Origin of the sequence: Sulfurimonas sp. (assembly GCF_023229105.1) — a bacterium.
Lineage (GTDB): Bacteria > Campylobacterota > Campylobacteria > Campylobacterales > Sulfurimonadaceae > Sulfurimonas.
Window position 1 is genome coordinate 21,294 of sequence record NZ_JALNZY010000014.1, and the last position, 15,676, is coordinate 36,969.

Annotated in this window: 17 protein-coding genes; 6 read left to right on the plus strand and 11 right to left on the minus strand. The window is 36.4% G+C overall.

Translation table 11 applies throughout. The features are described 5' to 3' along the window. Positions 1 to 65 precede the first annotated feature (65 nt). From M0Q17_RS03370 to M0Q17_RS03395, 6 genes are read left to right on the plus strand one after another with little or no spacing between them, the layout of a single operon-like run. Positions 66 to 371 (plus strand): cytochrome c, encoded by a 306-nt coding sequence (locus M0Q17_RS03370; protein ID WP_295083283.1) that lies wholly within the window; start codon positions 66 to 68, stop codon positions 369 to 371. Further along, on the plus strand, positions 372 to 1,493 hold the full coding sequence (locus M0Q17_RS03375) for a radical SAM protein (RefSeq protein ID WP_295083285.1): 1,122 nt from the start codon (positions 372 to 374) through the stop codon (positions 1,491 to 1,493). Then, the gene (locus tag M0Q17_RS03380; protein ID WP_295083287.1) at positions 1,493 to 2,629 is read left to right on the plus strand and encodes a cytochrome D1 domain-containing protein; all 1,137 of its coding nucleotides are present in this window, start codon (positions 1,493 to 1,495) and stop codon (positions 2,627 to 2,629) included. Before M0Q17_RS03375 ends, M0Q17_RS03380 begins: the two co-directional genes overlap by 1 nt. Continuing rightward, a complete protein-coding gene (cobA, locus tag M0Q17_RS03385; protein WP_295083290.1) occupies positions 2,629 to 3,369 on the plus strand; it encodes a uroporphyrinogen-III C-methyltransferase in 741 nt (246 codons plus the stop codon). Before M0Q17_RS03380 ends, cobA begins: the two co-directional genes overlap by 1 nt. Continuing rightward, positions 3,362 to 4,885: an ATP-binding protein gene (locus M0Q17_RS03390; RefSeq protein ID WP_295083292.1), complete on the plus strand. Its 1,524-nt coding sequence runs from the start codon at positions 3,362 to 3,364 to the stop codon at positions 4,883 to 4,885. Before cobA ends, M0Q17_RS03390 begins: the two co-directional genes overlap by 8 nt. Beyond that, the gene (locus M0Q17_RS03395) at positions 4,875 to 5,564 is read left to right on the plus strand and encodes a response regulator transcription factor (RefSeq protein ID WP_295083294.1); all 690 of its coding nucleotides are present in this window, start codon (positions 4,875 to 4,877) and stop codon (positions 5,562 to 5,564) included. The genes M0Q17_RS03390 and M0Q17_RS03395 overlap by 11 nt, the downstream gene beginning before the upstream one ends. A 15-nt stretch (positions 5,565 to 5,579) precedes the next feature. Here the strand turns inward: M0Q17_RS03395 and M0Q17_RS03400 are convergent, their stop codons facing one another. Genes M0Q17_RS03400 through M0Q17_RS03450 form a run of 11 tightly spaced genes read right to left on the minus strand, consistent with a single transcriptional unit; the run spans position 5,580 to position 15,484 of the window. Further along, a complete protein-coding gene (locus M0Q17_RS03400) occupies positions 5,580 to 6,281 on the minus strand; it encodes a tetratricopeptide repeat protein (protein ID WP_295083296.1) in 702 nt (233 codons plus the stop codon). A gap of 27 nt (positions 6,282 to 6,308) precedes the next feature. Continuing rightward, positions 6,309 to 7,568 carry a dicarboxylate/amino acid:cation symporter gene (locus M0Q17_RS03405; protein WP_295083298.1) on the minus strand — a complete coding sequence of 420 codons (1,260 nt, stop codon included), beginning with the start codon at positions 7,566 to 7,568 and terminating at the stop codon, positions 6,309 to 6,311. After that, positions 7,546 to 8,874, minus strand: a complete 1,329-nt coding sequence (gene mgtE / locus M0Q17_RS03410; protein WP_295083300.1) for a magnesium transporter — start codon at positions 8,872 to 8,874, stop codon at positions 7,546 to 7,548. The genes M0Q17_RS03405 and mgtE overlap by 23 nt, the downstream gene beginning before the upstream one ends. Positions 8,875 to 8,886: 12 nt before the next feature. Beyond that, entirely contained in the window at positions 8,887 to 9,411 is a 525-nt protein-coding gene (locus M0Q17_RS03415) for a YceI family protein (protein ID WP_295083302.1), read from the minus strand. Positions 9,412 to 9,460: 49 nt separating this feature from the next. Further along, the gene (locus M0Q17_RS03420; RefSeq protein ID WP_295083304.1) at positions 9,461 to 10,369 is read right to left on the minus strand and encodes a hypothetical protein; all 909 of its coding nucleotides are present in this window, start codon (positions 10,367 to 10,369) and stop codon (positions 9,461 to 9,463) included. Beyond that, entirely contained in the window at positions 10,366 to 11,907 is a 1,542-nt protein-coding gene (locus tag M0Q17_RS03425; protein ID WP_295083306.1) for a hypothetical protein, read from the minus strand. Before M0Q17_RS03425 ends, M0Q17_RS03420 begins: the two co-directional genes overlap by 4 nt. Then, on the minus strand, positions 11,891 to 12,514 hold the full coding sequence (locus tag M0Q17_RS03430) for an ABC transporter ATP-binding protein (RefSeq protein WP_295083308.1): 624 nt from the start codon (positions 12,512 to 12,514) through the stop codon (positions 11,891 to 11,893). Before M0Q17_RS03430 ends, M0Q17_RS03425 begins: the two co-directional genes overlap by 17 nt. Next, positions 12,511 to 13,584, minus strand: a complete 1,074-nt coding sequence (locus M0Q17_RS03435; protein WP_295083310.1) for an ABC transporter permease — start codon at positions 13,582 to 13,584, stop codon at positions 12,511 to 12,513. Before M0Q17_RS03435 ends, M0Q17_RS03430 begins: the two co-directional genes overlap by 4 nt. Next, positions 13,581 to 14,051 (minus strand): hypothetical protein, encoded by a 471-nt coding sequence (locus M0Q17_RS03440; RefSeq protein ID WP_295083312.1) that lies wholly within the window; start codon positions 14,049 to 14,051, stop codon positions 13,581 to 13,583. The genes M0Q17_RS03435 and M0Q17_RS03440 overlap by 4 nt, the downstream gene beginning before the upstream one ends. A 43-nt stretch (positions 14,052 to 14,094) precedes the next feature. Further along, a complete protein-coding gene (locus M0Q17_RS03445; protein ID WP_295083314.1) occupies positions 14,095 to 14,841 on the minus strand; it encodes a metallophosphoesterase in 747 nt (248 codons plus the stop codon). Between the two features lie 13 nt (positions 14,842 to 14,854). Next, entirely contained in the window at positions 14,855 to 15,484 is a 630-nt protein-coding gene (locus tag M0Q17_RS03450) for a DUF3313 family protein (protein ID WP_295083317.1), read from the minus strand. Positions 15,485 to 15,676: the final 192 nt, after the last annotated feature.

Genomic DNA, 15,676 nt, shown 5'->3' on the forward strand with positions numbered 1-15,676 from the left:
ACAAATATAAGCCAAAGTTCAAGCTTAGTTTGGCTAAAATAAAACGTTAACAAAGAGAGACTATTATGAAAAAAAATATATTAATAACACTTTTCTCTGTACCTCTACTTTTGGCAAGTGAGCCAAGCGGGAAAGAGGTTTTTGAAAAATATTGCTGGGGATGCCATCACCAACACTCTGAAGCGTTTGGTCCCTCTTTTAGTGAAATTGCCTCAAAGCGTACAAACGAAGAGATTCAAGCATATATATTAGACCCTGAATCCATGTACAAGGCTTTTGGATATAAACGCACAGTAATGACAAAATTAAAATTAACTGATAAAGAGAGGGAGAGTATTACAGAATATATTCTTTCCTATAAAGGTAAATAGATGTTTAGATTATCAAACCTAATTTCTTCCGTAGTTGAAGCGAAACCGGAGAGGGTTCTTGATGGCTCTATCGCAATCTGGAACTTTACAAATCGATGCAACCTCTCATGTCTTCACTGCTACTCAAAATCAACGCTTAATGAAGTTGATACACTCACAACACAGCAGATTAAAAAAACAATTTTGCAGATGAAAGAAAACGGTGTTAAGTTTATCATCTTCTCAGGAGGAGAGCCACTTACGAGAAAAGATCTATTTGAGATTGCAGATTTTTGTAAGGCCAATGGAATTATCACTTATCTTTCAAGCAACGGTCTCTACTTTACAAAAGGAAATATACAGCGCATTGTAGATACTTTTAACTATGTCGGAGTGAGCATTGACGGGGATGAGCCTACTCATGACTACTTCCGCGGGCTAAAAGGTGCTTTCAAGGAGACACTTAAATCCGTAAAACTTGCAAATGCGACAGGAGCTAAAGTCGGCATACGATTTACAATGACAAAAGATACCATCAACTCTTTAGAGTATATTTTTGACCTTGCCGAGAGAGAAAATATTCCAAAAATCTATATCTCTCACCTTGTATATTCCGGGCGCGGTTTGGATAATCTTAAAATGGATCTCTCAAAAGAGCAAAGAAGAGAGGCCGTTGAGTTTATACTCAAAAAAGCATTTGAATACTATGAGACAGGCAGAGATATAGAGATAGTAACGGGCAATATGGAGCAAGATGCTATACTGTTTTTAGAAAAATTTGCTCAAAAATATCCACACCTCAAAGAGACTATGAGAGAACGCCTTGTTGCTTGGGGAGGAAACAGTGCAGGTCGCAAACTTCTAAACATAAATAGCGAAGGCGATGTGCGCCCTGATCCATTTTTTCCACTTACAGTCGGAAATATCATAAAAGAAGATTTTGGTGACATCTGGCAAAGTGGCGAGCTTTTAGACCAGCTACGTATCCATCCAAGAGAACAAATTAGCGGCATCTGTTCGGAGTGCCAACAGATAGACATTTGCAACGGCGGCTCAAGATCAAGGGCTTATGCTATTACCGGTAATTTATGGAGCGAAGATCCATCATGCTACTTAAATGAGCAAGAAAGAAGGAGAGATTAATGAAAATAGGCAAAGTGATATTGGGGGTTTCTTTAGTAGCTTCCCTGTTTGTAAATGCTCATGCAAAAGGAGTAAATCCTGTACTTGCGGCACTCAAAGCTAATGAAAAAATATTTGTTGTCGAGAGAGAGAGTGGATCCCTAGCAGTTGTTGAACAAGGGCTTACAAGAGGGTGTATAGAGGGCATGCATGACATGAATCATGGCGTTGTGAAATTTTATGATAATGACGGTTATGTGATTTCACGTGACGGTTACATCATAAAATTTGACCCAGTTACAGAAAAAATACTCAAGGAGTATAAAACAAGCGACAGCGCTATCGGTTTTACGGTTACTAAAAACTACATAGCCGTTGCAAACTACGCTAAAAAAAGTGTTGATATCCTAGATAGGGATTTAAATCCTATAAAATCATTTGAGACCGGTTCAAAAAATGTAGGGATTAAACAGTATAAAAATTATCTTGTTTTTTCTCAAATGAACAACGACAAAATTACCGTGCTAAAAGATAAAAATGAGGGTAAAGGACTGCCTGACTTTGAGATATACAAAGAGTTTGAAAATGTCGGAATTATGCCTTTTGATGCGATGATAAAAAACAACCATTTTATTACAGGTTTTTTCAAGAGCGACTTTTTTGGGGTTGTGGATCTCGATACCATGACATACTCAAAGATAGATATTTTGCTTGAAGATAGAAAGCCTGTGCTAAAAGTTCCGCATTTTGGATTTTGGAGCATCAGCGACGGTCATGTTTTTATACCTGCTGTTGGAAACAACAAGGTTCTTGTTTACACTCCTGACTTTAAATTTGAAAAAAACATTGAGACTGAAGGACTTCCTGTTTTTACCGCCTTGTCTCCTGATCAAAAATATATGGCAGTCACTTTTAGCGGTGATAAATTCCCTGTTGTTCAGATTATAGACACTCAAACTCTAAAAATTATCAAAAGATTTGAGTTTGACGGAAAAGTGCTTCATGTTAGATGGTCAAAACTTAGACCAAATCTTTATGTCTCAGTAAACGATACCAATAAAGTTGCTGTTATAAACACTAAAGAGTGGTATCTTGCACGTGAAATGTTCAACATCAAAAAACCATCAGGTATCTTTATTTATGAAGAGGACAATTAATGGGTAAAGTTTATTTAACCGGTGCGGGTCCTGGAGATATAGAACTGCTAACTTTAAAAGCACTCAGAGTAATTAAAGAGGCGGATATAATCATTTATGACCGTTTAGCAAATCCGGACATACTAAAAGAGGCAAAAAGTGGCTGTGAGTTTGTATATGTCGGAAAAGAAGATGGTAGGCATATTATGCCCCAAGATGATATAAATGAAGTAATCTACCAAAATGCCATTAAGTATGAGAATGTAGTGCGTCTTAAAGGTGGAGATCCATTTGTGTTTGGGCGCGGCGGCGAAGAGGCTCTTTACCTCCATGAAAGAGGTATTAAATTTGAAGTGATTCCCGGTATCACATCTTCAATTAGTGCTCCTGCATACGCTGGCATACCAGTGACTCATCGCGGTGTTGCGGTCAGTTTTAGAGTTGTTACAGGGCATGAGTCCCCGCATAAAAAAGAGTCTCAGATTCCTTGGGAAACATTTAAAACCGATGATACAATCATATTTTTAATGGGTCTTCACAACCTTCCTAAGATAAGCAAAAAACTTATTGAAATAGGAAAACCAGAGGATTGTCCATGTGCCGTAATCTCTAAAGGAACAACTAAAGATCAAATTGTTGTTATAGGAACACTTAAAGATATTGTAGAAAAAACCAAAGATGTTCCAACTCCGGCACTTATTGTTGTTGGAAGAGTCGTTGAACTTAGAAAACAGCTGCAGTGGTTTGAGGAAAATGTCTAAACTCCCCGATACAACTCAAGCAGTTTTAATCGCACCAAATATATACTGGGTCGGCATGTACCTAAAAAACGACCCCTTTCAGTGCCACCCATACCTAATTATAAACGGCAATGAATCCATTCTAATTGATCCGGGCTCCATGATTGAGTTTAGTGAAACAATTAGAAAAGTAAAAACCCTTATAGATATGAAAGATATTAAATACATTATTCTTCATCATCAAGACCCGGATTTAGCAGCAGCGGTACCAGAGATTGAAAAGCTTATAAACAGAGATGACCTTCAAATAGTAACGCACTCCAGAATATCACTTTTAATCAAACACTATCTTGTAACCTCTAGCTACTATAACATAGATCAACATGACAACAAGCTAATAACCTCCAGCGGTTTTGAGCTTGAATTTTTATTGACTCCCTACTGCCACTCTCCCGGAGCATTTGTCAGTTATGACCCTGATTCAAAAATTCTTTTTTCAGGTGATATCTTTGGTGGTATTGAGGAGTCTTGGGATTTTTATGCGGATGAGACCTACTTCTCAAAAGCAAAACAGTTTCATCAGGAGTATATGCCAAGCAAGGATATCTTTAACTACGCGTTAAAGAAAATTGAAAAACTAGATATAGAGATGATTGCTCCTCAACATGGCTCCATCATAGAGAAAAAATATATTGCAAAACTAATTCAAGATATGAAAAATCTCGATTGTGGCTTATATATAGAAGAGAAATATAATCAAGAGCTCACTGACACCATAGAGGAGTTGAAAAAAAAAGAACAAGCCTTAAAGGAGCATAGTTTACTGCTCTTAGAACAATCAAAAAGAGCTGAAATCGGGGAGATGATTGGAAATATCGCACATCAATGGCGCCAGCCCTTAGCAATAATCAACACCTCCCTTGCAATACTAAAAGAGAAAAACAAAGCAGATATGCTAAGCAAAGAGGAGATAGCAGACAAACTTCAAAAGATGGAAAAACGCGTACTCTATATGTCTGAAACTATAGAAGATTTTATGAATTATTACACTCCAGATAGAGAAAAATCTTACTTTAACATAAAAGAGGCTGTAGAAAAAGCGCTTGATATTGTAAATTTAAAATCCAATAGGAGTATTCATTTAAATCTTTTGCTAAATGATACGCATAATATCTATGGGCAAATAAATGAATTTGTACAGGTAGTTGTTTCTATATTATCAAATATCAATGATTTAATAGCAATCAAAAAAGCAGAGGAGACCAACATAACTATTTCGCTCTATGAGCAAAATAGTCTTATCACTCTTATCATTAAAGATGATTGTGGTGGAATTGAGGAGGAGAATTTAAACAAAATATTTGATCCATACTTCACAACAAAACATAAGTCAATGGGAACCGGACTTGGTCTTCATATTGCAAAAATGATTATAGAGGACAATATGAATGGCAATTTAAGCGCAAAAAATATCTACCTTGATGATGGTAGAAAAATTGGAGCAGAATTTATTATAAGAGTAAAAAATGAAAGTTGAAAAAATCAAAGATATGTCCATCTTACTTGCTGAAGATGAGACTGAACTACGTGAAACTTTATCTGAATATCTACAGATATTCTTCAGTAGAGTCTATACCGCAGCATGTGGAAATGAAGCGTATGATATATACAAACAGAAGAGACCGGAGATTATTTTAACAGATATAAATATGCCGAATCTTGATGGCTTAGATATGATTGCAAAAATAAGAAAAGACGATAAAGAGACGAGAATTATCGTTATGAGCGCTCACTCTGATCAAGAGAAGCTTCTTAGTGCTATAAAACTCCATCTTGAAACATATCTTATAAAACCTATAAAAACCGACGCTCTCAAAAATATTTTACTTGGAACTGTAAATCTTATAAGAAAGACTACTAACAAAATTTATATAAGTGAGACTATATTTTGGGATTACGATACAGATACGCTTTGGAAAAACAACAAAGAGATAAAACTTAGAAAAATGGAAACTCTACTATTGAAGCTACTCTTCTCAGAGCCAAACCACTGTTTTTCAGGCAAAGATATTTTTATCTCTTTGCATGAAGAAAAAAAGGAAAAAGAGTTCTCCTCACATGCTATAACATCCCTTATGAAGAGAATCCGCACAAAACTGCCCGAGGGAGTAATCCACAATATATATGGCTCAGGCTATAAAGTTATTCCTGTTTAAGAGTTTTTAAAACTCTTAATAGTTCTGCAGCTTATATTTTTTATATAGCTTTTCGGCTTCTTTGTTTCCTATATCTACTGCTTTTTGCGCCCATACTTTTGCTTTGTCAAACTTCTCTTGTTCGCAATATATCTCTGCAAGCAGATAATAAGCACTTTCGTCACCGTCTGCCGCATTTTTCTCAAGCCACTTTGAAGCGTCCTCAAAGTTTAATAGTTGCATATAAACACGCCCAATATTTTGCTCTGCTATTTTATGTCCTGAAATTGCAGCACTCTCTAGAAGCTGGGCTGATTTGGTAACATTTAAATCCACTCCCTCGCCGTTATAATACATTAGTGCCAAATCGTACTTAGCATTTGCATTATCTTGCTCAGAGGATTTACTCAGTAGCTCAAAAGCTTTTTTGGTATCTTTTTTTACATTGTTGCCGCGCAAGTAAAACATCCCTAAATCATACTGGGCATTTGCATTTGCACTGTTTGCCGATTGCTCAAGCCAGTATATAGATTTTTCAATATCTTTTTTTGTACCTAAGCCATTTGCATAAAGATAACTAAGCGCACTTTGAGCAACTCCATCACCACTCTTTGCATTTTTTTCATAAATCTTAAATGCTCTCTCATAATCACTCTTTTTAAAGGCTTCAAGCGCCTCTTTATTGTCTGCTTGAAGGTTAAAAAGCAACATAAACCCCACAATTATAAACTTGAACATCATTAGCCTTTTAATATTAATCTCTTATTATACATTGGACTTTTTAATCTTTTGTAACTGGTCTATAATTTTCACAACAACCAAGTCAGATGTAACATTTATGGATGTTCTTGCCATATCTAAAATTCTATCTACCGCTATTATTACGGCAATATACTCAACAGCCAAGCCAAGCTGATTTAAAATTACAACCATCATAACCAAGGAGGCACTCGGAAGTGCAGCAACACCAACGCTAAGGGCAACAACTGTTAACCCAAGAACAAGCTGCTCGCTCAGAGTTAAATCAACTCCCGCAAGATGCGAGATATAAAGAACCGCCACTGTTAGATATGCCGCTGTTCCGTCCATAGAGACAGTAGCTCCAAGAGGTAGCACAAAGGAGGCATTTTTTTCATCAACTCCGCCAACTTCTTCTACTACTCGCATAGATACAGGTAGTGTTGCGGTACTTGATGCAGTAGAAAAAGCCATTATCAGGGCTTCTCGTATATCGATTAAATATCTATATGGATTAATCCGCCCAAAAAAAGCCAAAACAGCAGGCAAAGTCACTATGGCATGAAAAACCAAAACAGCAATAACCATTAGAACATATTTCCAAAGCCCCAAAATTATCTCTACTCCCTGCTCTGCTATAACGTATGAGATAAGGCTAAACACGCCTATTGGTGTCAACTTGATAACCCACTCTGCCATTGTGAGCATCGCATTTGTAACAGCGCTAAAAAACTCCAACATCAAAAGTTGTCTCTCTTGTTTTAGATGCAGCGAGGCTACTCCAAATAGAGCTGAAAATAGAATAATCTGCATCATAGAGCCATTTGCAAGAGCGTTAAATATATTTGCAGGTATAAAACTTAAAATCATTCCACTAAAAGAAAACGGCGCAACCTCAGAAGCTTTTGCATACTCAAGTCCCTCAGCGGAGACTACTTCTCCAATAGGCACCATATTCATAGCTGCTATTGCTGCAAGAACAGCTAGCGCTGTTGTTAAAATATAAAGAAAAACTGTCTTGAGTCCTATCTCCTTTAGGCTTTGTAAATTCCCAAGCCCTACTATAGAGACATAAATACTTGAAAAAACAAGCGGCACCACTATCATCTTTAGAAAACTTATAAAAATCTGCCCTATTACCTGCTGTTTTAATGCAAGATGAGGCAAAAAAATTCCAAAAAGAACTCCTAAAATTATCCCTAAAAGAACCAGTCTGTTAGTAGTGGAATACTTTTTGAACTTTTGTATCATGCAGGCATCATCACTAGAGTAAAATATATGTTGCAAGAGCTAAAAAGCTAAAGAACCCGACAACATCAGTTACCATGCTTAAGATAACCGTGCTTCCTATTGCGGGGTCGATATTTATTCTTTTTAAAAAGAGCGGTATTGCTGCTCCAAAAAGACCCGCCATTAAAAAATTAATCATCATGCTTAGTGCCATTACAACACCGAGCATATTTATATTAAACCAAACAGCAGCAACTACTCCTACAACAAATGAGAATATAAGCCCATTCATCAAAGAGATTAGAACCTCTTTTTTGATAGTTCTCATAGCATCACCCTGGGAGATTGCACCAAGAGCAAGTTGTCTTACAACAACGGTCAAGCTTTGAGTTCCCACATTTCCACCCATGGAAGCGACAATAGGCATTAAAATCGCTAGTGCGACCAAACTCTCTAAAGTATCCGCAAAAAGACCAATAGTGATAGAGACAAAAATAGCTGTCAAGAGGTTAACCCCAAGCCAAGAGGCTCTTTTTTTACCTGCTTTAAATATCTCTTCATCCTCCTCAGCCTTATCATTGACTCCTGCAAGATTATACATCTGCTCGGTTGCATGCTCATTGATAATATCGTAAATATCATCAGATGTAATGCGCCCCAACAAAACCCCGTAAGCATTTATAATAGGCATGACGTAGAGGTCATACTCTTCAAAATAACGAACTACCTCTTTTATATTTTCTCTATCTTGCGCTTTTTTAGGTTCAAAACTATCTCCACTAGCCTCTATATTTTTTATCAGCGTTTTATCAAAGTCAAAAATAAGCAAATCATCCAGACCGATTGTAAAGAGAAGTTTTTTATCGTTGCCGATTATAAATAGATTTTGAACATTTTCTATCTTGTTGGCTTTTCTAAGTTCGGCAAATCTTTTTATTACGTCATGAACTATCTCATCTTTATTTGCTGTAAAGACTTCAAGTTGCATATACGCACCGGCTTCTTCTTGAGTGTATGACTGAAGCTTTGTAATCTCCTGCTTATCGATTTCATTAAGAGTGTCAAAAACTTTAGAAGCTACGCTCTCATCAACCCCTTGAAGTTCATGCATAAAATCGACTTGGTCATCGCTCTCAAGTGCCGTTACGGCATCTCTTAGCTCCTCAACACTGAAATTCTCTACAACATTATCAAAATATCTCTCAGGAAGAGCGAGTGCTACATCTCCGATTAAATCTTTGGGCACAAGCCTTAGAGATGCGACAAAATCACTATCATCAAGCTGCTTGAGTATTTTTGCTATATCTGAGGGGTGAATCTCGTTTGGTTCATGGGCACTTAGGTACTCTTGGAGTTTATTCATAGGCAGATTGTATTAAAATGTAGCTTTAATCAACAAATCAACCTGATCGCGCACGCACATAAATATCATACAAGGCATTTTGATGCCGTAATCACTCATTAGAATCATTGAAGAAGCATCTATTGTTAAGCTACCTTCTACTGTAGTTATTTTAGCATTTGCGCTCAACTCTTTTTTTTCACCGTGAAAATCCAGTATGCCGTTAATAGTGTAGCTATCTTCTGCATCAGCTTTTGTAACATTAGTTATGGTGTATGTGGCAAGCTTAAACTTATCTGTTTGAAGCTCTTCGTACATGCTCTTGTCTCTATCACCTTTATCGCTTGTAAAAAGAGTTATTTCAACCCAAAATTTCCCTTTAATAGTAGTAATATCATTGTTCTGTATAGTTATACTAGCATTAAGATAGTTATTTGTCGGATCAATAGTTTTATCCATAAGCATCTCTGTATGTGCAGCCACATAACCGCTCTTTAACTCCAGATTAAGCGCCAATAACGGAAGAGCTAAAAGCAGCATCATAAACATCTTTTTCATCATAAATCCTTATTCTATAAATTAGCACAATTTTAGCATATATTTTATTTTAATATATAACTTCTAAGAGAGCAACTGTCAAACCAAGACCGGATGCTATCCAGCCGACAAAAATCATCATAAAGGCAAGCTTATAGATGCTCACCTCTTTGCTCAAAGTCGTAAAAACCACAACGTTATAGTATGAGATTGTAAAAGGATAAAGCATGGCTAATGCAACAGTCCACCCAGAGTATGAGAGCATATAGCTCCCAATAAAGATGACCGCTATAAAAATATGTTTCTTTATTTTTGACATCTTTAGATAGTAAGCAGCCACAAGACCCAAAAGATGAAATGTTATGATTGTATAAGTGTATTTTGACCAGATTCCCAAATCTGCATGTCTTGATAAAGTTTCAAAAAGATTGGAGTCCAAAAATATCCATAACATTAGAGGCAGATACTGCAAATATGGATGTGAAACCTCCTTAGAATCTGCTTCAACCCTATAATCTCTAAGCATAAATGCACTAAAAAGAGCAATTAGAGTAAATAAAACAGCCATAAAAGTTCTGTGCTGGGCATCATACGTAAAAAAGTAAGTACCTATCGTATAAGCAATAGCAAGCGCTACAAGAAGCTCTTTTTGTTGCTTTGCTTTAAAGAGGTAAATTCCCAAAGGAGCCATAATACCCACTGAAATACCTAAGAGAAAAAGAGTGAAGCTGTTGTATTGAGGGTAGATAAAGGACAATATTAATTGCAGGCTTAAAGCGATTATTATCTTGTGTATAGGCTTACTAACTCTTGCCCAAGAGACTCCGCCTGCAATAGTTCCAAAAACACCTCCCACAAACATAGGAAAAAGCGTTATTAAATCGGAGTTGTAATATTCGACCACTCCTGTTTGAACTATCAAAAGATAGTAACATAACTCAAATCCAAGAAGTAAAACAAGAGCTAACGAGTGAATCATAGGCGGCTTCTAAAAACAAGGTATATAAGAGCATAAAAAATATCATAAAAACCTACAATAAGTCCCAGAGCGTCTATTGTCCCTAAATAAAATAGGGAGAAAAAGATGGTGCCTGTAATCAGGCGGGCGATAGAGGTGCAGTATGCCAAAAAATGTGCCTCTTTAGTTATCCCAGCTAAATGCAAAATACCTACAAATCCCATAAAACCAAAAACAAGGTAGTAGTACGGAGTGAAGTATAACCCTAAAAACTCAAACAGCACAGGCGCAGAGATAAAGAGTAAAAGCGCACCCAAACCATCCGACATAAAGCCGTTTATATGATACAACTCAAGCAGAGACGGCTTTGTAATTTTTATTTTTTTTATAATGTAATAAACTAGACCCACAACCGCTAAAATACCCCCAAAGAGACGAATCCACCACATAATTATTACATCAACTGCAAAAACTCCCGCTTCATCAAAACCTGCAAGTGAGAGCGATACAAATATAACTCCTATAACAAAAAGCCAAAAGAGCATAAACTTATCTGGCAATTTGTAAAAATACTTCAAGATGCTAAGCGACATAAAAAATATACCCAGTCCGATGGCTACATGAGCATGCGCAACAATCAAATCATTTCTATGAAACAGCCAGCGTATTTCTGGAATAAACAGTATATTTCCTTGAATCATTACAAACAAAAATGCCCAGATGGAAATTGCAAGATAGGGTGTCCGTTTAAAAGTTATTTTCGCATCTCTGCACCACTTAATTAAAAGCGGGGCATAGGCAAATGTTAGCCATTGATAAACCCACTCCTCACCGTACAAGAGTTCACCTCTAAATATTCGAGTACCCACAGAGAGCGCATATCCTAGAAGCGGAATTATCCAAAAAAGATGCCATTTTGGGGCAAAACTCTCTTTTGCATGTAGCTTTATCATAAGATAAAAAAGCGGAATAAGCGTAAAACTCATCCCTAGCGTATTATCTCCATGAGGTCCGATTAATGTTTTTTCAACCTGTCCGAAAGTGGGATTCATTAGAACAAGAAGCGATATAGGAGCAACAAACAGAAGCGCTTTGGAGACTTTTACCCATAACGGCGTAATCTTATAATGCTTTATTGTTTTAAATATGGCAACTATATAAAAAATTCCAGAAGCAGCAAGTATAAAATTTAACTCATAAGCAAAATCGTAAAAAGGCAAGCCCCTTTGAGCCCCCAGTAAAATAGAGACAACAGCCATAAAAAGAAATAAATGCCACAATAAAAAGTAGTTTTTAAGCGGCTCTACCGCTTGGCTTAAATCAAGTTTATCTTTTGCAAAAAGTGCAAAAGGAAGTAAGGAGAGGGCGAGCATTATCGGACCATAAAGCATTAGCGTAATATGCAGAGAACGGGTAGTCGAAGCATTTAAAAGCGTAGAGTCTAAGAGTGAAAAGCCCAACATCTGAGCCCCATAGATAACCCCTACTACGATAGAGCCTAAAAATATAAACGCCCAAATAGGCATAACCGAATCTACTAATTTATAAAATTTGTCCATCTTTTAACCTAATTATTTTAGTTGCGTAGTTCTCTATCTGCATGTCATGAGATGCAACTACTACTGTAGTGCCGTTTTTTGAAGCCTCTGCTAAAAGTCCATAAACTATTGTTGAGTTTTTTGAGTCTAAACTACCAGTCGGCTCATCTGCAAATATGATTTTTGGTTCATTAACAAGTGCTCTAGCCAGTGCCACACGCTGTCTCTGTCCACCTGAAATCTCATTTGGATAACGCGTAGAGAGTTCAGAGATACCAAGCTTCTTTAGTATTATCTGTATATTGTGCTTTTTATCTTCTAGTGCGGCTAATGCTATGTTTTCATACACACTTAGATAGTTTATGAGATAGTGAAACTGAAAAACAAACCCTACCTTGCTTTGGCGGAAATAGTCTAAATTTTTAATTTTATCAACCGACTCTCCATCTATTAAGAGCTCTCCGCTTGATGGTTTTAAAAGAGTTGAGAGAATACAGAGGAGTGTTGATTTTCCACTTCCGCTCTCTCCGCTTAAAAATATAAATCCACCGCTCTTAATCTCAAACGAGAGGTCAAAAAGAACCTGCTCTTCACCGTAAAAGTGTGAAACATGTGATACTTTTATCATGCACATCCTTGATTTATCAGAAGTATCGGATCTGTTTTAGAAGCTATCCAAGCCGGTACCAGTGAGCCCAGAAGAGCCATAAAGAGTGTTGAAGCAAGAACATAGATGGCAGTAGATAGTGAAAGCGTTCCATTTACATACCCCTGAAGCATCTCAACATGGGGCAGCATTGCCAATATGCCAAGACTTAAAAGAAGTGCGAACAAGTAAGCTGAAACACTCATGATAAGCGTCTCAAAAAAGAGATTTTTAATAATAAAAAACCTACTTTTACCAAGTGCGCGCATAATACCAAACTCCTCTTTTCGTGAGTTAACAATCATACTCATAACCGAAGCAATTCCCATTAGCCCCATAGCAAAAGCGAGTGTTGAGATTACAAGAGATGAGTTCTCAATAATCTTAAACTGGTTATACTCTTTTACAAAATTTTGTGTTGTCTTTACCTCTACCTCATCATCAAGCAGAGCAATCTCTTTGACAATACTATCTGTATTATTTGGCAAATCAGTAGTGACTAAAATAAAAGAAGCCGAGCGGTTAAAAAGTCGACCGGCATCCTCTATATTCATAACAACCCCACCCTCTTCAAAACCTATCTCGCTACTAAAGATACCTGAGATTTTAAAACGCTTGTTCCCTATGTTTACACTTCTAGTTGCAAACTGCTTAGCCAGATTTGCACCAAGAATAACTTCGCCATCCTTTGGATACTCTCCCTTTGAGAGCTTGTAGTGTGAAAAATGGTTTGCCGTTGTACCATAAATTCCAGCTATTGGGATATGTCCTATAGGAGAAGCTCCGACTATCATGCCGTAGCTTGAAGCTACACTCTTTAGCTTATCTATCTTTTGAATTAAGCCAATATCAACATTTGAAAAAAAGGTATCTGAAATACCTTTTTGGGTAATGATAATATCTCCATCTGTTTTTATCATCTTTGAGTACATTCCAATTACACCCTGAGATACTGAACTGATAAGAAAAATAGCCATTACCGCAATGGTAATGGATGAAAATATCAAAAGGCTTTTAAAAGGATTTTTTCTGAGTGCTTTTAGCGATATCATTTCTCAATCGCTGCTTTGAGTTCTTGTTTTGAAGAGATAAAAGTTATCTCTTTGATTTTTGAGTCCTCTATACGAAGCAGAGTAATTTTCTCCTCTTTGTTTGGAACCGTGTTTTGAAACTTATCGCCATAGTGCAGATAGATAAGATGCTTATATTTTTGAAGTTTTGGCAGAGCAAACATGCTTGTAATAATTGATGGCATTTTATTTATATCTGCTATAAATATAGAGTTATTTTTAAGAAGATAAAACTTACTTTGAGTATCAAGATATTCGTTGACTAAAGCTCCCGTATCTTTTTCAAAAGCAACTATTACCAACTTTGTTTTTTGTGGTATCTTCATCTGACGACCAGTAGGCGTCTCATACTTAAAATTATCCAATATATTGAGCGGAGAGTCTATTTTAAGAGAGTCCCCACTTAATAAAACAACGCTCATGGTTAAAGCTGCTAAAAATTTATTCATTTTTTTCCTTGAATTATTAAAATTGAATTGTACTACCATTATGTTAATTGATGGTAAAAACCGGTATTTCAGATGGAACCTTGTACCTAACATCAACACCCCAATATCCAAGACCTCGACAGACATAAAGAAGCGTATTTCTCTGTTTGTAGAGTCCAGATATATAGGGTTGAAAATATTTAACTATAATACTAAATGGATATATCTGCCCGCCATGTGTATGTCCACTGAGTTGAATATCTATACGAAAATTATCTACATATGAGATATCTTTTGGTTGATGTGTTAGCAGTATTGTCGATAAATCAGGATTTAGTTCCAAAAAAAGCTCCTTTATGGGCCGTCTGATTCCTCGGACAAAACTATATCTATCACTAAGCCCGACTAGCTGTAAAAGAGAGCCTTTTATTTTAAGCTCTACTATTTTATTATCAAGACAGACAACTCCACTCTCTTGCATTATGGTTTTAAGTTCTTTTGGACCATAAAAAATATCATGATTTCCACTCACATAGTATGATGGAACTTCAAGCTCTCTAAAGCAACGCAAATGATCTTTTACATGTAAGGCAGAGGTCTGGAGTATATCTCCACTAAAGAGGAGGATATCCGGCTTTATCTTGTTTATCTTCTCTACAAGAGTTCGAATATAATCAACTTTAACATTTTTACCAAGGTGAAGATCAGATAGCTGAACTATACGTAATCCATTTAACGAAGTGCAAAAAGTATCACTCTTTAATGCAACCTCTTCAAATGGAAAATGCTTCCAGCCGACCTGCAGAGACACTCTACTTTATCCCCTAGTTGGCAAAATAGTTTTTGACATGCTCTATCCATGCATCAAGAGCAGGTTTAATAGCTTCAAACTCCAAAGTATCACCATTTAATATAATCTTTTTATCTTTTATTATATCCATGCTCTCAATCAATACTTCTCCCGTTGTAGAGTCAACAATGCGCTTCTCACCTAATATTCTTACATTTTCATCCATGTAGGAGTTGTAGGATGTTACGGTAATATCCATCGCTATTGGTGAAAATTGATTCCATTTTTTATCCTCAAAGTGTACCTCTACCGCCGAGACTGCCGACTCAAATATCAGTGTATCCGCACCTTCTTTCTCTACTACCTTATATTTAGAGCTATTTTGAAGCTCTCTTTTATACCCTTTATCTAAATAGTCCGAAATCTCTTTGTAGAGTCTCTTTTGTGAGTTCGTCTGCTCTTTGGGCGCAATTATAGACATAACTTGAGTCGGAGCAATTAAAATAGTTTTGTACTTTGAGAGCTTAACCTTATCTGTACTCTTTAATTGTGTATAGTCTTTAAAAAATCCGCTGTTTTTGGCATCCACATTTTTACCTGCACAGCCACTCATTAAAAACATTAGTCCAAGAACAACCGTGCCAAATACTGTTTGTAGTTTCAATTTAATCCTTTGTCGGCAAAACGCCTTCTATTATATTTTCACTATAATAACATTTTAGATTAAAATCTCTCTATGGCTTAAAGTTTATCTATTTTAATAAATTATGTTATTATTATTTACAAAAATTAGGGCGCTCGCTCAAGGTTGACACAATGAAACATTTAAAATTAATTCTCTCTCTTCTTCTTATCG